Genomic DNA, 20,293 nt, shown 5'->3' with positions numbered 1-20,293 from the left:
TGCCGGAGTTTACCGGGCAGGCAAACGTCTGTATATGTATATACAAATAACACACGATGGGGTGCTGAACCATGTCCGCCTTCTTTGCCGAACGCGCGCTGCTGCCTAACGGATGGGCCAACAATGTACGTCTTGAGGTCAGCGCCGAGGGCCTGCTGACCCAAATCCAGGCCGATTCCACCGCAGATGGCGCCGAGCGACTAAGCGGGCCGTTGTTGCCGGGGATGCCCAATCTGCACTCGCATGCTTTCCAGCGGGCGATGGCGGGGCTGGCTGAAGTGGCCGGCAATCCGAATGACAGTTTCTGGACCTGGCGCGATCTGATGTATCGGCTCGTCGGAAAAATCAGCCCGGATCAGCTCGGCGTGATCGCCCGTCAGCTGTACATCGAAATGCTCAAGGCCGGTTACACCTCTGTCGCCGAATTTCATTACGTGCACCACGACAGCAATGGCCAGCCTTATGCCGATCCGGCTGAGCTGGCGTTGCGCATCAGTCAGGCCGCAAGCGAAAGCGGCATCGGTTTGACCCTGTTGCCGGTGCTTTACAGCCACTCCGGATTTGGCGGCCAGACGCCTAACGATGGTCAGCGCCGCTTCATCAACAGCACCGAAAACTACCTGAATCTGCAGTCACGTTTGCAGCCAATGTTGGCGCAGCAAAAGGCGCAATCGCTGGGTCTGTGCTTCCACTCGTTGCGCGCGGTGACGCCGCAGCAGATCAGCGAAGTGCTGGCGGCCAGCGACAAGCAATGCCCGATTCATATCCACATCGCCGAACAGCAGAAAGAAGTCGACGACTGCCTGAGCTGGAGCGGTCGGCGTCCGCTGCAATGGCTGTACGAGAATGCCGAAGTTGATCAGCGCTGGTGTCTGGTGCATGCCACTCACGCCAATCCGGAAGAGGTCACGCTGATGGCCAAGAGTCGCGCCATCGCCGGGCTGTGCCTGACCACTGAAGCCAACCTGGGCGACGGAATTTTCCCGGCGGTGGATTTCCTCGCGCAGGGCGGGCGCATGGGCATCGGTTCCGACAGCCATGTCTCGCTGAGTGTGGTGGAAGAATTGCGTTGGCTGGAATACGGCCAGCGTCTGCGTGATCAGCGGCGTAACCGTTTGTATGGCGCGGATCAGCCGATGGTCGGGCGCACGTTGTATGACGCGGCGCTGGATGGTGGTGCGCAGGCGTTGGGGCAGCCGATTGGTGCGCTGGAGGTTGGCAAACGTGCCGACTGGATTGTGCTCGATGGTAACGATCCGTATCTGGCGACGGCCGATGGCGACGGGATTTTGAATCGCTGGTTGTTTGCCGGTGGCGATCGGCAGGTGCGCGATGTGCTGGTCAATGGCCAGTGGGTGGTGCACGATGGTCGCCATGCTGGCGAAGAAGAAAGTGCACGCGCCTTCACCCAGGTTCTGCGCGACCTCCTGGGCTAGAAAAGCAAAAGATCGCAGCCTTCGGCAGCTCCTACAGGGTGAACACTTTCCCATGTAGGAGCTGCCGGAGGCTGCGATCTTTTCGCTCTTAATTCGAAGTCTTGGCCATCTGCCGATCCGACGCTCGCCAGATCAGTCGCGTGGTGTCATAGCCCTGCTGACGCGCCTTGCTCAGCAGCTCCTCGCGCACCACACCGTTGACGGTCGGCGTGCGCGACAACAGCCACATGTACTTGCGACTCGGGTCGCCGACGATGGCGGTCTTGTAGTCATCGCTGACGTACAGCACCCAGTATTCGCCTTTCGCCACACCCGGAATCAGGCGTGAGAACCAGGTATCGAATTCGACCCAGAGCTTGTCGGTCTTGCCCGGCACCTGTGGAGACGCCGTGCCCTTCACTTCTTCCCACTGCCATTGCGGGGTCAGGCAGCGATTGAGCACCGCGACATTGCCGTCAGGCTTGAGGGTGTAATGGGCTTCGGATTGCGCGCAATTGCGCTGGAAGTACATCGGCAAACGCGCCAGCTCGTACCATGTGCCCTGATAGCGCTTGAGATTGACGCTGTTGACGGTTTTCGGCGCCAACGGGTCGACGCCGGAAGTGGCGCAGCCGGCCAGTACCAGGCCGGCAAAAAGGATCAGCAATAACCGCTTCATTTTTCTTCTCCGTGGGCGCGAAGCCCCGGTTTACTTCAGGCCTTGGCCGGAAAACATCAGCACTTTGTCACCGGCGTACTGCACGCTGATAAAGCTGTTCTTGTCGCCCCAGGTGCAACTGGACATGCCGAGCGCGCCCGAGCAATCAGTCGGTTTGCCGAGCAGTGTCTCGACTTCGGCCTTGGCCATGCCGGCCGAGAGCTTCGAGTAGTTTTCCTGATTGACCTTGCTGCATGCGGCCAACAGCACGCAAAACGTCAGAAGGGCGATAGATCGCAACGACATGGTGTAACTCCTGGAACGAGGGGGGATGGCATGGTGCCAACCAGAAGCTTAGAAGAGAAAACCCTCATCTGGTTCCGTGGCCGGACGGCTATTTATTAGCCCGCCCGTCCGGCTTTTGCCGATAAATCAGACACTTTGTAGGGCTATTGAGCATTTCGTCGCATTTCGCAAAAGACGCCTAATCTTTGGCGCGCCGCGGTCGAAATAAGAGCAGCGCAAAGCCCCCGAGTGTGGCAAATTGCCGCCCTTTCTTGACCAGCCCCTTCGCGGTAGCTCATTCGATGACCAGAAACATGAAATTCAGCCACAAGATCTTGTTGGCGGCCGCACTTGTGGTGGCCGTTGCGTTCGCCTGTTTCATTTTCTTCAACGACTATCGGCAGCGCGAAGCCCTGAGCAGCAGCACCGAAGCGTCGATGCAGGAACTGGGCAGCCTGACCACCAGCAACATCCAGACCTGGCTGGAAAGCCGCATTCAATTGCTGCAATCGCTGTCGCAGCAAGTGGCTGTCGACGGCAATGCCCCGGCCAGCCTGAAGCGCATCATCGACCTGCCCGCCTACACCGGCAATTTCCAGCTCAGCTATTTCGGCGGTGCCGACGGCGTGATGTTCTCGGTACCGGCCGGCAACCGCGCACCGGATTACGATCCACGCGCACGCGGCTGGTACAAAGCCGCCAACAGCGCGCAACAGACCATCGTCACCGAACCGTACATCGCCGCCTCCTCGGGCAAACTGGTGATCACCGTCGCCACTCCGGTACAACGTCAGGGCCAGATGCTCGGCGTCGCCGGTGCCGACATCGACCTGACCAGCGTCAGCGCGATCATCAACTCGCTGAACTTCGGCGGCCATGGCCATGCCTTCATCGTCAGTGCCGATGGCAAGATCCTGATCCACCCGGACAGCAAACTGGTACTCAAAACCCTCGCCGAGGCCTACCCGAACGGTGCGCCGAAAGTCAGCCCGGGCCTGAAAGAAGTCGAGTTCGACGGCAAGACTCAGTTGATCTCCTTCACCCGCGTCAACGGCGTGCCGTCGGCCGACTGGTACGTGGCGCTGGTGCTGGACAAAGACACCGCGTTCGCCATGCTCAGCGAATTCCGCACCTCGGCGCTGATCGCGATGATCATCGCGGTGGTGATCATCATCGCCCTGCTCGGCATGCTCATCCGCGTGTTGATGCAACCGCTGCTGACCATGGGCCGCGCCATGCACGACATCGCCGAAGGTGAAGGCGACCTGACCAAACGCCTGGTGATTCACGGCAACGATGAATTCGGCGCGCTGGGCACCTCGTTCAACCGTTTCGTCGAACGTATTCACACCTCGATTCGCGAAGTGTCCTCGGCCACCGGCCAGGTCAACGAAGTCGCCCTGCGCGTGGTCGCGGCATCGAACTCGTCGATGTACAACTCCGACCAGCAATCCAGCCGTACCAACAGCGTCGCTGCCGCGATCAACCAGCTCGGCGCCGCCGCGCAGGAAATCGCCCAGAACGCCGCACTCGCCTCGCAGCATTCGAGCGATGCGCGCAGCCTCGCGGTCGACGGTCAGCAAGTAGTGGATAAAACCATTCAGGCCATGCAGCAGCTGTCGGCGAAGATCAGCGATTCGTGCGGCAACATCGAAACCCTGAACGCCAACACGGTGAACATCGGCCAGATTCTCGAAGTGATCACCAGCATTTCCCAGCAGACCAATTTGCTCGCGCTCAACGCCGCGATCGAAGCGGCGCGTGCCGGTGAGGCCGGTCGTGGTTTTGCCGTGGTTGCCGATGAAGTGCGTAATCTGGCGCACCGCACCCAGGATTCGGCGCAGCAAGTGCAGAAGATGATCGAAGAGCTGCAAGTCGGCGCGCGTCAGGCGGTCAGCATCATGACCGAGAGCCAACGCGAGAGCGAAAGCAGCGTCGGCATCGCCAACCAGGCCGGCGAGCGTCTGGGCAGCGTGACTCAGCGTATCGGCGAGATTGACGGGATGAACCAGTCGGTGGCAACTGCGACTGAAGAGCAGACGGCAGTGGTCGAGTCGATCAATGTCGATATCAACGAGATCAACACGCTGAATCAGGAAGGTGTGGAGAACTTGCAGGCAACGTTGCGCGCATGCTCGGATCTGGAGCAGCAGGCGGCGCGTCTGAAGCAATTGGTCGGTAGTTTCCGCATTTAAGGATCAAAAGATCGCAGCCTGCGGCAGCTCCTACATAGATCGAGTTCACTGTAGGAGCTGCCGTAGGCTGCGATCTTTTTTGGGATCAGAACCGCGAACCCGGTTCGGAAAGAAACACCAACTCCTCCGCCGTAGACTCCCGCCCCAACACCGCATTGCGATGCGGAAACCGGCCAAACCGCGCAATCACTTTCTGATGCCGCTCGGCATAATCCAGATTATCGGCAAACACCGCCCGCTGCGCTTCCGGCTGTTCAGCCACCAGTTCGATAAACCGGGAAACCGCCTCATTCTGCACCGCGAGGTTTTCGCAGTGTTCGAACACCAGATAAATGAACACTCGCTGGATCGGTTTCAACTGCCGATCAAAATCTGCGGCAATGCCTTGGGCGACGAGTTTCTGCGCGCGCAGATCACCGGAAAATGCTTTGGGGGTGTCGCGATAGATCATTCGCGGCAGTTGATCGAGCAGTAACACCAGCGCCAGCCAACCTTCGGGACGTTGCGTCCACTCGGTCAATTCGCCGGCCAGGGCCTGATCGACAAAGACCCCGAAACGCGTCTGCGCTTCGAGGTCTTGGCTGTCTCGCTTACCGAACCACAACTTGCCCTTGTCAGCCGATATCTCGTCCGGTGATTCGGCATGTCCGAACCACCAATCGAGCAACGGCTGCCAGGGCGCGGTCATGGTTTATTCCTTGTGGTAGGCCGTCGCGCGTGCGACTTCTTCTTTCGAGCCGAGGAACACCGCTACGCGCTGGTGCAGGCCTTCCGGCTGGATGTCGAGAATGCGCTGATGACCGTCGGTGGACGCGCCGCCCGCCTGTTCCACGAGGAACGACATCGGGTTGGCTTCGTACATCAGACGCAGTTTGCCTGGCTTGGATGGCTCACGGCTGTCGCGCGGGTACATGAACAGACCGCCACGGGTCAGGATGCGGTGTACGTCGGCAACCATCGCCGCGACCCAACGCATGTTGTAGTTCTTTTTCAGCGGACCTTCTTCACCGGCCAGCAACTCGCCGACGTAGCGCTGTACCGGGGCTTCCCAGTGACGCTGGTTGGACATGTTGATGGCGAATTCCTGGGTCGATTCAGGAATGGTGATGTTTTCGTGGGTCAGCACGAAGCTGCCCATTTCACGGTCCAGGGTGAAACCTTTGACGCCGTCGCCCAAGGTCAGGATCAGCATGGTTTGCGGGCCGTAGATCGCGTAACCGGCGGCTACTTGCTGGGTGCCTGGCTGCAGGAACGCTTTCTCGTTCAGCGGCTCGTTCTGGCTCAGGTATTCGTTCGGGCAACGCAGTACCGAGAAGATGGTGCCGACCGGAGCGTTGATGTCGATGTTCGACGAACCGTCCAGTGGGTCGAATACCAGCAGGTACGCGCCTTTCGGGTATTTGCCCGGGATCTGGTAGGCATTGTCCATTTCTTCGGACGCCATGCCGGCCAGGTGACCGCCCCATTCGTTGGCTTCGAGCAGGATCTCGTTGGAGATCACGTCGAGCTTCTTCTGCACTTCGCCTTGCACGTTTTCGGTGCCCATGCTGCCCAGAACACCACCCAGGGCGCCTTTGGACACGGCGTGGTTGATCTCCTTGCAGGCACGCGCCACCACTTCGATCAGGAAACGCAGATCGGCAGGAGTGTTATTGCTGCGGGTCTGCTCAATCAAATAGCGACTCAGGGTAACGCGGGACATGGACGGCTCCGGTGGAATGGGGGGCTAAAAACCCGCGCAGTTTACAGGGAGTCTGAAAACGTAGCGAGCGAAGACGCCCGGTAACGTGCGTTGGGGTGTAATTGCCTGCATGAGACGTGATTGTCGGTGGAGAGTTCAGGTAGCGGGTTTAGCGTAGACCGGTTCGGGACGGATGGTGGTTGAGTGATAGCGGCGGTTTGAGGATTTTTGTTGATTGATCGGCCGTCATCGCTGGCAAGCCAGCTCCCACAAAGACTTCGGTCGTTCATCTATTTTGTGTACACCAAATAACCTGTGGGAGCTGGCTTGCCAGCGATTGGCGCGCAGCGCCAGCCATTCTCAGGTGTTGGTTGGAGGCTTGCGCAACAAGCTAAACGCCATAGCCCCCAAAAACACCACACTCAACAACAACACTGCCCACAGCCCGATCTTCTTCCAATTGGTCTGCGCCACCGCCGCTGTGGTCGCCGTCGATGTCTGCGTACCAACCGCTTCACCCTGCACCGACGCCTTGCCCAACGACGCCAGCTTCTGCGGCTTGAAATCCGGAATCAGCGTCGCCAACGGCAGATTCGCTGTCTTCACCGTCGCATTGCCCAACGCCAGACTGTACGGCCCCTCGCCCCGCGCGAGGAAAATCACCTGCGTTGCGCGCACCGCATATTTCACGCTCGGCGCCTGCGCGCCCAGACCACCGCCGCGTTCATCGACCGTCAGCTTCAACTGCTGCACGGTCTGCCCGTAGAGCTGCAATTCGTTCTGCACCACGTCCTGGCCGTTCTGCGTCAGGCGATAGAGCAAGCCGTTGCTCAGTTCCTGCCACGGCAGACTGCTTTCACGTCGCCCCGCCAATATCACCGGCGCCAGACTGTTTGGCTGCTTCAGTTCCACCTGCACACGCTCAACGTTCAGCCCCATCGGCAACTGCCAGGTGTATTCCCCGGCCTTGGTGCTGCTGCCGGCCAATGCCTGCGACCAGACCAATGGCAGCGGTAGATCGCGTGGATCACTGCTTTTCAGCTGTGCCGCTGTCAGGATCGGTGCCGAATTCGGCGACTCCCACAGCAACCGCACATAACGCGCCGATTGCCCCGGCAACGTCACTTCGTGCTGCTCGATGCGCTCATCGGAAAAGGTCAGCCGCGCCACCTGCCCTTCGCCCCACGGCTGCCAGTGCTGCAAGTCGTCGCTGGCTTCGATGCTGAAACGCTGAAAGCCGTCGCGTTCGCTGGTCCAGTCGAGGATCAATTGCTGCAACGGCGCCTTGATCGCGCTGGCATCGAGCAGCCAGCCGCGCAGCACTTCTTCACCCGCCTCCAACTGGCTGGACGGTTGCACTTCGACCAGCGTGCCGTTGGTGGTCGATTGCACGCGCACGTTCGGCGCGCGTTCGCTGGCGTCAGCGGCGGTGTACAGCGGGAACCATTTCACCTCGTGCAACTTACCGTCGTCGCGGGTCTGCGCCGACTCGCGCGCCAAGGCGTAAGCCTGTGGTTCACCGGCGGCGTTGAACACGCGCAGGTCGCTGAGATCGGTCTGGCGTGCCTGCAATTGCACGCTCAGCGGCAGTTCGAGGCGATACCACGGGCCGTTGCCGCTGACCGCCAGCGGCACCTGCGTGGCGAAGTCCGCCGGCTTTTCCTGGGCGCCGGCCACCATCACCACGCCCAACACCAACCAACCCAGATTTCGCATGCGACTCAAGATGAAACTCCTTCGGTGTCTGCGGCCGGTGTGTCCGCCGCCGGTTCCGCCTCGACGCGTTTGGGTGGCAGCGGCGCGAAATAGCCGACCACCAGCAGCAACACGCCGACGCCGATAAACGAGACGATCCGGGCAAGGCCGCCACGGTTGCTCAGTTCGACAAAAATCAGTTTGGCCACCACCAGCGCAATCAGCGCTGCGCCAATCAGCCACACTTCGCGGCGATGGCGCAGATGCCCGCCGATCATCAAACCGAGCGCCATCAGCGTCCAGACAATCGATAATCCGGCCTGCACCAGCATCGACGCGAGCAGCGTATCCAGCTCGAACGGAATCCCCGCCCAATGGTGCGCGGCGCGAGTGACCAACGCGGTGCAGAAAGCGAACAGCGAAACCCCGGCGATCAGTTGCGTGGCGTAATCGGCATAGTCCTGACGAATCGACAATTGCGAAATCGCACTGCGCGACCACACGTAATCGCCGAACAACGCGAACAGCAGGCCCAACTCCAGCGGGTTAAGCAGCGGCACATACGGCAACGGTTCGGCGTTGCCATCGCTGATGCCATTGGCCAACCAGAACCACGCGAGCATCAGCACCGCCAACGGCGCAGCAGCGTACAAGCGGTATTCGCGAGCAAACGCTGCGACCGGCCACGGCCAAGAGCGCGGGGCCGCTGCCAGCAACAGATAAACGCTCGGCAGAATCGCCCAGCCCAGCCAGCGCCAGGCGTTGTATTGCTCGGACAACAGCAGCAGGCCGTAGCGCAATTCCAACGCCAGTACGCCGATCAGCAGCCAGCAGCCGAGCACATGCGCCGTACTCAAGGCCCGCGCTGGCAACATCGGCGCCAAGCGTCGCAGACTGAAGAAATGCACGGTGAATACCGCCGCCCACGCCAGCCAACCGAAATCCGCCGCCGGGTGATAACGCGAATGCCAGGCCCCGAGCAGCACCAGCGCCGCAGCCGGAATCAGCAAGGTGCACAGCAGACCCAGTGCTGGCCATTTCAAGCGCAGCGACAGCAACGTCCACAGCGCCACGCTGACGGCGGCAACCAAAAGCAGCAACGTGCCTTGCAAATTCGGCGAGGCAAACCGCAGCACTTCACTGACCCACGCCAGCGTCCACCAACCGGCGCCCCACACCAGCAATACTTCGGACAAGCGCTGCAAACTCAACGCATCAAATGCCGAGGCGTGATTGCCCAGCTGCAGGCGCCACGCTCCGATCATTGCCGCCAGACCCAACACCAGCGGCGTCCAGAATCCGCCGTGGGCCAACGGTTTCAGACCTTCGCTGGACAGCGGCCCAAGCAACTCGGGACCGGCCAGTAAAAACGCCGCGCCGCCAATCACCTGCAACAGCAGACCGAAAACAAAGCTCACGCGCTGCTTGAGGTACAGGCTCAACCAGATGATCAGCAAACCACTCGCCGCCCACACCGCACTCGCCGTTTGCCACGGCAGCACAAACAACACCGCCAGATTGATCAGCGCCAACCCGGCCAGCAGCACCACCGACAGACCGCGCAGCAGACGCACGTCACTGCGCACCATTTCATCGCGAGCGGCCAACAGCATGCCGGCGATCAACGCCAGACCGATCAGCGAAGCACTGAGCAAACCGCTCCAGCCAGCGCTGAACACTGCGGCGGAATCTTCCCCCGCACCTTGTAGACGCAGCAGAAACAACGCGCCACCCAACAACTGCACGGCAAACGCGGTGAACAGGAACGTCCGCGACTGAATCCGCAGACCGACAAACAACGTCGCCAACCCGGCCAGCGCCCAGCTGATCGCCGTGCCCTGGATGAAGAAGAACAACGGCGCCAGCAAATAGAGGAACGTCAGGCCCAGGCACGCCAGCACTGGCAGGCCTTGGCGCTCCCAAGGCGATGCCTGTTCCGGGGCAGCCTTACGCAGCTGATAGAAACTGAATAGCAGCGCAATGCCGAGCATCAACGCGCCCAGCGGAGCACCGTCGAGCAAGCTGCTTTCGCCGACGCGCAATTGGCTGAGGAATGCCAACGCCGAGCCCAGTTGCAGCAGCAACGCAAAGGCCCGCGCGAACGGTCGATGCTGACGCAGGCCGAGCCAGAAAATCCCCGAACCTTCCACCGCCCACGCCGCCGACGTCCAGCGTGCATCCAGCCCCAGCGGAATCGCCAGACTGGCGAAAATCACCCCGAGCGCCAGACAGGTTTCACCCAGCAGCACCGCGCGACCACCCATCAACACTTTGGCCAGTGCCATGTAGATCATGCCGAGTGCCAGCGCACTGAACGCAGCGGCAAATTCCAGATGCTGCACCAGTGCGAACTGCAAACCGAAACCGATGATCGGCGGACCGAACAGCATCGTCCCGTAGACGTAGTCGCCCTTGCGCGCCGACCAGTGCAGTAACGCCTCGCGATCGCCCTCTGCCGGCGCATCCGGCATGTCGAGCAACTTGCGCCGGGCAAACAACAGGCCGATAGCCAGGTACATCAGGAAGAACAGAATCAGGAACGGCTCGGTGCTCCACAACAGCTCTGGCGTATACGAGCGCAAGCCCCAGGCGAAACCGATGCCGAAGGTGCCGACGAAGCCGATCAGGTTGAGCAGGCGCCAGGCCTTGAACCAGGCGATGGTGAGAATGCCGGCGTTGAGCAGCGCGAAATAACTGAACAGCGCGACGTGGTTGCCGGCGCCGGTCGAGGTCAGGATTGGTGCGGCGAATCCGCCCAATGCCGCTGCGGCTGCCAATCCCAAAGCATCCTGAGTGATCGCCAGAATCGCCGAGAACACCGTCACCGCGACCAACAAACCAAGCGCAGCGGAAGGATCGAGCAGCGGATGCAAACGCATCGCCGCGAACACCGTCAGGTACAACACCGCGATCCCGGTGCCTTGCAGCATCAAGGCGTAATTGCTGTTGCGTTTGCGCAGCCACCAACCGAGTGCGAGCAGGCCCAGCGCAGCCGCCGCCACGCCGGCATAACGCAACTCGATTGGCACGACCATGCCTTCAGTGGCGTAGCGCAGCAGGAACGCCAGACCGAAAAACAGCAACACCACGCCAACGCGCAGCACGGTGTTGCCGCCGAACAGCCAGTTACGCGCAGCACTGATGCCGCGTTCGATGAGATTAGGGCCACGGGGTGCGGCAGGCTGTTGCAGTTCGCGCGGCGCCGGTTCGGCGCGCCAGACATCGTCCGGCAAGGGTTGGCTGGCCTGATTGGCCACGGCAGCAATCGGTTCGAGGTCGGGCGGCAGCTCCCAGACCAGCTCCGGCGCAGGGGCCGGTTCGACGATGCCGACGGGGTCTACGACAGGCTCGGCGACAGGTTCCACCGTTGGCGGTGGCGGTGGCACCGCATGCGACGGTGAGCCTTCGAGCAGAAACAGACGCTGGGCGACACCCTGCAGAGCCTCCTTCAGCTGTTCATATTGCTGCTGTTGCTCAGCCATTTGTGAGCCGAGCCGCGTGATGCGGATCGTCTGCCCGATCGCCAGCCCCAGCAGCGCGCCCAACAGCGCATCACTGAGCGACTCGTCGAGCAGCCAGCCGAGCACCAGCCCGATCAACATGAACATCCATTGCATGGTCGATATCCCTAAGCGCGAAGGCCAATCCGGGAAGATTAGCGCAGCCTGACCCAAAAAGATCGCAGCCTGCGGCAGCTCCTACATAACCCTGTAGGAGCTGCCGCAGGCTGCGATCTTTTCTGGCGCGCGATTATATCGAGCCGAGTGGAAAGTTACTCCAGTGCTTTCCAGATCTCCGTGGCGTACTCACGAATCGTCCGGTCCGACGAGAACCAGCCCATCCGCGAAGTATTCAGCACCGCCGAACGCCACCAGTTATTGGCGTCATGCCAGTGCGCTTCAACGCGTTTCTGCGCTTCCCAATACGAGTCGAAGTCGGCGCAGACCAGGAAGCGGTCGTAATCCACCAGCGAATCGATCAACCCGGTGTAGCGCGAGGTGTCATCCGGCGAGAACACCCCACTGCGGATCGCTTGCAGCACATCGTTCAAACGATGCGACGCGGCGATGTCCGGCAAAGCGCTGAACTCGTGGTTCTGTTTACGCGCCTCGACCTGCTGCGCGCTGAGGCCGAAGATGAACATATGCTCGGCACCAATGCGCTCGCACATTTCCACGTTGGCTCCGTCGAGGGTACCGATGGTCAGCGCGCCGTTGAGGCCGAACTTCATGTTGCTGGTGCCCGAGGCCTCGAAACCGGCAGTGGAGATCTGCTCGGACAAGTCCGCCGCCGGAATAATGCTCTCCGCCAGGCTGACGTTGTAGTTGGGCAGGAACACCACCTTCAACAAGCCGCGCACAGTCGGGTCGTTATTCACCACTCGCGCGATATCGTTGGTCAGCTTGATGATCAGTTTCGCCTGGTGATAACTCGCCGCCGCTTTACCGGCAAAGATTTTCACCCGTGGCACCCAGTCGACTTCCGGCTCGGCGCGAATCGCCTGATACAGCGCCACGGTGTGCAGCAGGTTGAGCAACTGGCGCTTGTATTCGTGGATCCGTTTGACCTGCACGTCGAACATCGCTGCCGGGTTGACCGCGATGCCCAGGCGTTCATGAATCAGATAGGCCAGCGCCTTTTTGCTGTGCAGCCGTTGCTCGGCGAAAGCTTTGCGGAACGCGGGTTTCTCGGCGAACGGTTCGAGATCGAGCAAGCGCTCTTCAGGGTTATCCAACAAATCCGGGCCGAGCGCATCGACCAGCATCGAGGTCAGTTCCGAGTTGGCCTGATACAGCCAGCGGCGGAAAGTAATGCCGTTGGTTTTGTTGTTGATCCGCTCCGGGTAGAGCTTGTGCAGTTCGGCAAACACGGTTTTGCGCATCAGCTGCGTGTGCAGCCCGGACACACCGTTGACACTGTGCGAACCGAGGAACGCGAGGTTGCCCATGCGCACGCGGCGACCGTTGTCCTCTTCGATCAGCGACACCGCGCGCAACACGTCGAAATCGTGAATGCCCTTGGCGCGCAGCGAATCGATGTGCTGCGCGTTGATCAGGTAAATGATCTGCATGTGCCGTGGCAGCATGCGTTCCATCAGACCCACCGGCCAGGTTTCCAGCGCTTCCGGCAACAACGTGTGGTTGGTGTACGACAGCGTGTCGACCGTCACTTGCCACGCCGCGTCCCATGCCACGTCGTAGACATCGACCAGTTGGCGCATCAGTTCGGCAACGGCAATCGAAGGGTGGGTGTCGTTGAGCTGGATCGCCGCGTGATCGCCGAGGGTCAGCACCGAGGTGTGCATGTTGCGATGGCGACGCAGCAGATCCTGCAGCGAGGCGGCGACGAAGAAATATTCCTGACGCAGGCGCAGCTCTTGCCCCGCTTCGGTGCTGTCCGCCGGGTAAAGCACGCGGGAGATACTCTCGGCGCGCGCCACTTCGGCGACGGCGCCCAAGTGGTCACCGGCGTTGAAGCGCTCCAGGTGCAAATCTTCCATGGCGCGGGCACGCCACAGGCGCAGGGTGTTGACGCTCGCCCCGCGCCAGCCCACCACCGGCGTGTCGTAGGCAATCGCGCGGACGGTTTCTGCCGGCGACCAGACTTGTTTGGATTTGCCGGAAACGTCGGTGACCGTTTCGACGCTGCCGCCGAAGCCGATGGAGTAGACGACCTCTGGCCGCTCAAACTCCCACGGGTTACCGAAATCCAGCCAGTGCTCGGTCTGCTCCTGTTGCCAGCCATCGACGATGGCCTGGCGGAACAAGCCGTGCTCATAACGAATGCCGTAACCGTGGCCGGCGATGCCGAGGGTCGACATGCTTTCCATGAAGCACGCCGCCAGACGCCCGAGACCGCCGTTGCCGAGCGCCGCATCGGGCTCCAGCAAACGGATGCGTTCCAGATCAACGCCGAGTTCGGTCAACGCTTCACGGGCGACATCGAGCAGGCCGAGGTTGCTCAGGCTGTCGTAGAGCAAACGGCCGATGAGGAATTCCAGCGAGAGGTAGTACACCCGTTTCTGGCCTTTGCGGTAGATCTGCCGGGTGTGGTCCATCCAGTGTTCGACCATGTGATCACGCGCAGCCAATGCGATGGCTTCGAACCAGTCATGGTCGAAGGCGTGATCGGGGTCTTTGCCCACCGCGTAGGTGAGTTTGGTCAGGACGGCGTCGCGGAATGCGGCCACCTCTGCTTCGCGAACTAGTGGTTCTTGAGTCATCAATGGGACCTCGAGCGAGCGGGGAATTGTCTGAGCCTAGACGGTCTGACCGACGGTCGAGGCTCTGGTTCGGCAGTATTTCCTGAGACTGTGAGATGGCCCGGCATTACCCTGGCGGATGAGCTAATGAATGCAGGGGCCGTGCCGAATTGTCCGGCAATGTGCCTGCACGCAGAAAAAATCTGGCGAAAGGTTGTTCAAAAATCCACCAGTCCCGGTATGATCGCGCGCCCTGATGCACACACGCCTGGTAACTCCCGATGATGAAGCCCAACCTGATTGCCGCCGCCGAGATCGATCGTCTCGATACGTGGGCAAAATATTCAGCCCCGATGTGCGGTTCTTGCATATCCAGCTGCTGCACGCTGCCGGTTGAGGTGAAGATCAAGGATCTGGTGCGCATCGGTGTGGTCGACGAGTTCGAACTCGGTGACCCGCCGAAGAACATCGCCAAGCGTCTGCAAAAGGAAGGTCTGGTCGAGCGCTTCAATCAGAAGTCCGGCATCTTCACCCTGCAGCGCATGAGCAACAACGATTGCTACTACCTGGATCGTAAGAGCCGCCTATGCACCATTTATGACAAGCGCCCGGATACCTGCCGCAATCACCCGAAGATCGGGCCGCGTCCGGGGTATTGCGCTTACAAGCCGAAGGAAGTGGTGCGCGAGCAGAATTTCCGCGCGATCGAGAAGTTTTGATCGGCCCTGCGATTTTCAGCGGCTGATCGGCCGCCTTCGCTGGCAAGCCAGCTCCCACAATGATTGTGGTCGTACACATATTTTATATACGACCCAAAACCCTGTGGGAGCTGGCTTGCCAGCGATGGGGCCAGCACCAATACCGCCTGAACCCCAGACAAACAAAAACGCCCCCGGTCTCGCGACCGGGGGCGTTTTCATTCAGCCTGAACTAATGACTCAGTTCTTGGCTTTCTTGGCAGCGCGGGTACGCTCGCTTTCGTCCAGGATCTTCTTGCGAAGACGGATGGACTTAGGAGTTACTTCGCACAGCTCGTCTTCCTGGATGTATTCCAGAGCCTGTTCCAGAGTGAACTTCACTGGTGGAACCAGAGCGATGGTTTCGTCTTTACCCGAAGCACGCATGTTGTCGAGCTTCTTGCCCTTGGTAGGGTTAACGCCCAGGTCGTTGTCGCGGCTGTTCTGACCAACGATTTGACCGTTGTAGATCTCTTGACCGTGTTCTACGAACAGCTTGCCACGAGCCTGCAGGGTTTCCAGCGAGTAGGTCAGTGCCTTACCGGTTTCAACCGAAACCAGAACGCCGTTCTGACGGCCGGACATGTGGCCCGACTTGACGGTGTCGTAGCGATCGAAGATCGAGGTCAGGATGCCAGCACCGTTGGTCAGGGTCAGGAACTGGTTACGGAAACCGATCAGACCGCGAGCAGGGATGTTGTATTCCAGACGAACACGGCCCTTGCCATCAGGAACCATGTTGCTCAGGTCGCCCTTACGCAGACCCATCTCTTCCATCACCTTGCCCTGCGCTTCTTCAGGGATGTCGATGGTGACGTTTTCGAACGGCTCTTGCTTGACGCCGTCAACTTCACGAATGATCACTTCAGGACGGCCCAGGGCCAGCTCGAAGCCTTCGCGACGCATGGTTTCGATCAGTACCGAGAGGTGCAGCTCACCACGGCCGGAAACCTTGAACTTGTCAGCGGAGTCGCCTTCTTCAACGCGCAGTGCAACGTTGTACAGCAGCTCTTTGTCCAGACGGTCCTTGATGTTACGGGACGTCACGAACTTGCCTTCTTTACCGCAGAATGGCGAGTCGTTTACCTGGAAGGTCATCGAAACGGTTGGCTCGTCAACGGTCAGAGGCTTCATTGCCTCGACGGTGTCCGGGTGGCACAGGGTGTCGGAGATGAACAGCGAGTCCATACCGCTGATGCACACGATATCGCCTGCTGCAGCTTCTTCAACGTCGATGCGGTGCAGACCGTGGTGACCCATCAGTTTCAGGATACGGCCGTTACGGCGCTTGCCGTCGGCACCGATCGCCACAACCGGGGTGTTCGGCTTGACGCGACCACGAGCGATACGGCCAACGCCGATAACACCCAGGAAGCTGTTGTAGTCCAGAGCGGAGATCTGCATCTGGAACGCGCCATCACGGTCAACGGCCGGAGGCGGAACGTGGTCGACTACCGCTTGGTACAGCGGGGTCATGTCTTCCGCCATGGCGGTGTGATCCAGACCGGCAATGCCGTTCAGGGCCGAAGCGTAAACAACCTGGAAGTCCAGTTGTTCTTCGGTAGCACCGAGGTTGTCGAACAGGTCGAAGATCTGGTCCAGAACCCAGTCCGGACGCGCGCCTGGACGGTCAACCTTGTTGATCACCACGATCGGACGCAGGCCGGCTTCGAAAGCCTTCTTGGTCACGAAACGGGTTTGCGGCATAGGGCCGTCTTGAGCGTCAACCAGCAGCAGAACGGAGTCAACCATCGACATTACGCGTTCAACTTCGCCGCCGAAGTCGGCGTGGCCCGGGGTGTCCACGATGTTGATGTGGTAGCCGTTCCAGTTGATGGCGGTGTTTTTCGCCAGAATGGTAATACCGCGCTCTTTTTCCTGGTCGTTGGAGTCCATCACGCGCTCGTCGTTGAGCTCGTTGCGCTCCAGAGTGCCGGATTGACGCAGGAGTTTGTCTACCAGGGTGGTTTTACCATGGTCAACGTGGGCAATGATGGCGATGTTACGTAGATTTTCGATCACTTGTGTATCTCGATCAGAGGATTCGGTTTGCTGACAAGTCTTGGCAGCGATTAGCAGTAGTGTCCGGCATGGCCGTTACAGCTTGACGGCGGTGTCGGGGGGCCGGTGACGCAGGCCACAGGCAAACAGCCCCGGGCACTTAGCTCGGTCGATAAACGCGCACATTGGCATGCCCCTCACTGAGCAAATGGTGAGCATGCAGGCGACTCATCACGCCTTTGTCGCAATACAGCAGGTACTGGCGAGTCGGATCCAGCTCCTTGAAACGAGCGTTCACTGCGTAGAACGGCATCGTCTGTACTTCTACGCCAGCGAGTTCCAGCGGCTCATCCTCGGCGGCATCCGGGTGACGGATGTCGATCACGATCTGGCCGGCCAGTGCTTCGCTGACTTCTTCAATCTGTACGTCCTGGCCCAATTCGTCGATCACCCGATCGATCGGCACCAGTTTGGCGTTTTCGAGCGCACGCTCGAGCACCGCCATGTCGAATTCTTTCTCTTCGTGTTCAACGCGACCGCGTTTGGCGGCGGTCTTCGGGTTGACCGAAATGACCCCGCAGTATTCCGGCATGTGCCGGGCAAAATCGGCGGTGCCGATCTCGTTGGCCGTGTCGATGATGTCCTGCTTGTGCGCCACGATCAGCGGACGCAGGACCAGTTTGTCGGTCACGCAGTCGATCACCGACAGGTTCGGCAGCGTCTGGCTCGACACCTGGGAGATCGCCTCGCCAGTGACCAGCGCCTCGATCTGCAGGCGGTCGGCGATGTTGGAGGCCGCGCGCAACATCATACGCTTCAATACGACGCCCATATGACTGTTATCGACTTTGCCGAGAATTTCGCCCAACACTTCTTCGAACGGAACACTGACAAATAGCACGCGTTGCGAGCTGCCGTACTTCTTCCAGATGAAATGCGCGACTTCCATCACGCCCAATTCATGGGCACGACCGCCCAGATTGAAGAAACAGAAGTGGGTCATCAGGCCGCGACGAATGATCTGGTAGGCCGCAACGGTCGAGTCAAAGCCGCCGGACATCAATACCAGCGTCTGCTCCAACGCACCGAGCGGGTAGCCGCCGATGCCGTTGTGCTGGCTGTGAATCACAAACAACCGTTTGTCGCGAACTTCGATACGGACTTCGATTTCCGGCGCTTTCAGGTCGATTCCGGCGGCACCGCACTCACGGCGCAGCTTGCTGCCGACGTATTTTTCGACGTCCATCGAGCTGAAGGTGTGCTTGCCGGCACGCTTGCAGCGCACCGAGAAAATCTTCCCGGCCAGCGCCGCGCCGTAGTGCTCTTTGCACTTCTCGGTGATGTCGTCGAAGTCGCCCAGCGGGTACTCGTCGATCTGCAAAAAGTGCGCGATGCCCGGCATGCAGGTCAGGCGCTCACCCATCTCTTTCAAGGCTTTGGCGTCGGTAATGCGGGTTTCCAGCTCGAGATTGTCCCACACACCGTTCACCACCACGGCCGGGTCCAGGTCGCGGAGCACGGTGCGGATGTTCTTGGCCAACTGGCGGATGAATTTCGTCCGGACAGGTCGGCTTTTGATGGTGATCTCGGGGAAGACTTTTACGATTAGTTTCATGAAAACAGCGCGCGAACGGCCAGCCGAAAAAGGGGGGCGCGGATTATAGCGGAAATTGCTCAAGGTTTAACCAGTTAATGTGCAGAAGGTTTTGCATGCACCAAAACGGGTCATTTTCGATTTATAACGCTACATTAGAGGGCGAGATTTTCCGCTTTCAGGCGCATAGCACCTTAATAAGCGTGAATTTGGGGCAAAAAACCCATGCTGGGGCACTGGCATGCAATTTGCTCCCTTGTGAGGCAGGTTGCCTTGGCAGAGTATTCGCGCCGGCATCAACCAAATTCAAGGGCATCCACTACCAAGCCCGAAGCCACCCGGAGGACATATGTCGAAGACGGTTCAACTCATCAAAGATCATGACGTCAAGTGGATTGATCTGCGCTTCACGGACACCAAAGGTACTCAGCACCACGTGACCATGCCGGCCCGCGATGCTTTGGACGACGACTTCTTCGAAGTCGGCAAAATGTTCGACGGTTCCTCCATCGCTGGCTGGAAAGGCATCGAAGCCTCCGACATGATCCTGATGCCGGTTGACGAAACGGCCGTTCTCGACCCGTTCACCGAAGACGCCACCCTGATCCTGGTGTGCGACATCATCGAACCTTCGAGCATGCAAGGCTACGACCGCGACCCACGTGCGATCGCCAAGCGCGCCGAAGAACACCTGAAAGCCACCGGTATCGGTGACACCGTGTTCGCCGGTCCTGAGCCAGAATTCTTCATCTTTGACTCGGTGAAATTCAAGTCGGACATTTCCGGCTCGATGTTCAAGATCTACTCCGAGCAAGGTTCGTGGATGTCCGACCAGGACATCGAAGGCGGCAACAAGGGTCACCGTCCAGGCGTCAAAGGCGGCTACTTCCCGGTTCCACCGTTCGACCACGACCACGAAATCCGTACCTCCATGTGCAACGCACTGGAAGAAATGGGCCTGACCGTCGAAGTTCACCACCACGAAGTGGCGACTGCCGGCCAGAACGAAATCGGCGTCAAGTTCAACACCCTGGTGAAGAAAGCCGACGAAACCCAAACCCTGAAATACGTTGTGCACAACGTTGCTGACGCTTACGGCCGCACCGCGACCTTCATGCCGAAGCCACTGTACGGCGACAACGGTTCGGGCATGCACGTACACATGTCGATCTGGAAAGACGGCAAGAACACCTTCGCAGGTGAAGGCTATGCCGGCCTGTCCGATACCGCTCTGTACTTCATCGGCGGCATCATCAAGCACGGTAAGGCCCTGAACGGCTTCACCAACCCGGCGACCAACTCCTACAAGCGTCTGGTACCAGGCTTCGAAGCTCCAGTGATGCTGGCCTACTCGGCTCGCAACCGCTCCGCTTCGATCCGTATTCCTTACGTGTCGAGCCCGAAAGCCCGCCGTATCGAAGCCCGTTTCCCGGATCCGGCTGCCAACCCGTACCTGGCCTTCGCAGCTCTGCTGATGGCCGGTCTGGACGGTATCCAGAACAAGATTCACCCAGGCGACGCTGCCGACAAAAACCTGTACGACCTGCCGCCTGAAGAGGCGAAAGAGATCCCACAAGTTTGCGGCAGCCTGAAAGAAGCCCTGGAAGAGCTGGACAAGGGCCGTGCGTTCCTGACCAAGGGCGGCGTATTCTCCGACGACTTCATCGACGCTTACATCGCGCTGAAATCGGAAGAAGAAATCAAGGTTCGCACCTTCGTACACCCACTGGAATATGAGCTGTACTACAGCTGCTGATCCGGTAGCGCCGCGCTACGCGGCGTGACAAAAAGAGGCCTCCTTCGGGAGGCCTTTTTTGTGCGCGCGCATCC

The 20,293-nt window shown here is 59.9% G+C and carries 13 protein-coding genes and 1 pseudogene; 5 read left to right on the top strand and 9 right to left on the bottom strand.

All coding sequences use genetic code 11. The features are described from left to right. Positions 1–71: 71 nt before the first annotated feature. Positions 72–1,436 carry a formimidoylglutamate deiminase gene (locus tag PMI37_RS10685; RefSeq protein WP_008080589.1) on the top strand — a complete coding sequence of 455 codons (1,365 nt, stop codon included), beginning with the start codon at positions 72–74 and terminating at the stop codon, positions 1,434–1,436. A gap of 88 nt (positions 1,437–1,524) precedes the next feature. Here the strand turns inward: PMI37_RS10685 and PMI37_RS10680 are convergent, their stop codons facing one another. Then, positions 1,525–2,094 carry a lipocalin family protein gene (locus PMI37_RS10680; RefSeq protein WP_008080588.1) on the bottom strand — a complete coding sequence of 190 codons (570 nt, stop codon included), beginning with the start codon at positions 2,092–2,094 and terminating at the stop codon, positions 1,525–1,527. 30 nt (positions 2,095–2,124) lie between these two features. After that, on the bottom strand, positions 2,125–2,379 hold the full coding sequence (locus tag PMI37_RS10675) for a hypothetical protein (RefSeq protein ID WP_003220802.1): 255 nt from the start codon (positions 2,377–2,379) through the stop codon (positions 2,125–2,127). A 281-nt stretch (positions 2,380–2,660) separates the two neighbouring features. On the opposite strand from PMI37_RS10675, the pseudogene PMI37_RS32465 reads away from it, so the two are divergent. Both PMI37_RS32465 and PMI37_RS32460 read left to right on the top strand, forming a co-directional pair. Then, positions 2,661–3,695 (top strand): annotated as a pseudogene (locus PMI37_RS32465) (HAMP domain-containing protein); the annotation flags it as partial. A gap of 93 nt (positions 3,696–3,788) precedes the next feature. Further along, the gene (locus PMI37_RS32460) at positions 3,789–4,553 is read left to right on the top strand and encodes a methyl-accepting chemotaxis protein (protein WP_371924604.1); all 765 of its coding nucleotides are present in this window, start codon (positions 3,789–3,791) and stop codon (positions 4,551–4,553) included. An 85-nt stretch (positions 4,554–4,638) separates the two neighbouring features. On the opposite strand, the gene PMI37_RS10665 is transcribed toward PMI37_RS32460, so the two are convergent. The 5 genes from PMI37_RS10665 to PMI37_RS10645 all read right to left on the bottom strand — a co-directional run bounded on the left by PMI37_RS10665 (position 4,639) and on the right by PMI37_RS10645 (position 14,152). Next, positions 4,639–5,241: a DUF924 family protein gene (locus PMI37_RS10665; protein WP_008080582.1), complete on the bottom strand. Its 603-nt coding sequence runs from the start codon at positions 5,239–5,241 to the stop codon at positions 4,639–4,641. 3 nt (positions 5,242–5,244) lie between these two features. Next, on the bottom strand, positions 5,245–6,255 hold the full coding sequence (locus PMI37_RS10660; protein WP_008080580.1) for a class 1 fructose-bisphosphatase: 1,011 nt from the start codon (positions 6,253–6,255) through the stop codon (positions 5,245–5,247). Between the two features lie 339 nt (positions 6,256–6,594). Continuing rightward, positions 6,595–7,959 (bottom strand): DUF3999 domain-containing protein, encoded by a 1,365-nt coding sequence (locus tag PMI37_RS10655; protein WP_008080577.1) that lies wholly within the window; start codon positions 7,957–7,959, stop codon positions 6,595–6,597. Continuing rightward, positions 7,956–11,546, bottom strand: a complete 3,591-nt coding sequence (locus tag PMI37_RS10650; protein ID WP_008080576.1) for a DUF2339 domain-containing protein — start codon at positions 11,544–11,546, stop codon at positions 7,956–7,958. Before PMI37_RS10650 ends, PMI37_RS10655 begins: the two co-directional genes overlap by 4 nt. Positions 11,547–11,701: 155 nt before the next feature. Then, complete coding sequence (locus PMI37_RS10645) at positions 11,702–14,152, bottom strand: glycogen/starch/alpha-glucan phosphorylase (RefSeq protein ID WP_008080574.1); 2,451 nt, start codon at positions 14,150–14,152, stop codon at positions 11,702–11,704. 260 nt (positions 14,153–14,412) lie between these two features. Here PMI37_RS10645 and PMI37_RS10640 point away from each other — a divergent pair, with 260 nt between their 5' ends. Next, positions 14,413–14,850, top strand: a complete 438-nt coding sequence (locus tag PMI37_RS10640; protein ID WP_008080573.1) for a YkgJ family cysteine cluster protein — start codon at positions 14,413–14,415, stop codon at positions 14,848–14,850. A 219-nt stretch (positions 14,851–15,069) separates the two neighbouring features. Here the strand turns inward: PMI37_RS10640 and typA are convergent, their stop codons facing one another. Next, entirely contained in the window at positions 15,070–16,890 is a 1,821-nt protein-coding gene (typA, locus tag PMI37_RS10635) for a translational GTPase TypA (RefSeq protein ID WP_008080572.1), read from the bottom strand. A 139-nt stretch (positions 16,891–17,029) separates the two neighbouring features. Continuing rightward, positions 17,030–18,484: a tRNA uracil 4-sulfurtransferase ThiI gene (gene thiI / locus PMI37_RS10630; protein ID WP_008080571.1), complete on the bottom strand. Its 1,455-nt coding sequence runs from the start codon at positions 18,482–18,484 to the stop codon at positions 17,030–17,032. A 328-nt stretch (positions 18,485–18,812) separates the two neighbouring features. Between thiI and glnA the strand changes: the two genes are divergently transcribed. Continuing rightward, positions 18,813–20,219 (top strand): type I glutamate--ammonia ligase, encoded by a 1,407-nt coding sequence (glnA, locus tag PMI37_RS10625; protein ID WP_008080570.1) that lies wholly within the window; start codon positions 18,813–18,815, stop codon positions 20,217–20,219. The last annotated feature ends 74 nt before the right edge of the window (positions 20,220–20,293 follow it).

Origin of the sequence: Pseudomonas sp. GM80 (assembly GCF_000282515.1) — a bacterium.
GTDB lineage: Bacteria > Pseudomonadota > Gammaproteobacteria > Pseudomonadales > Pseudomonadaceae > Aquipseudomonas.
The sequence above is the reverse complement of the archived record's forward strand: the minus strand, read 5'-3'. Positions and strand labels throughout refer to the sequence as shown.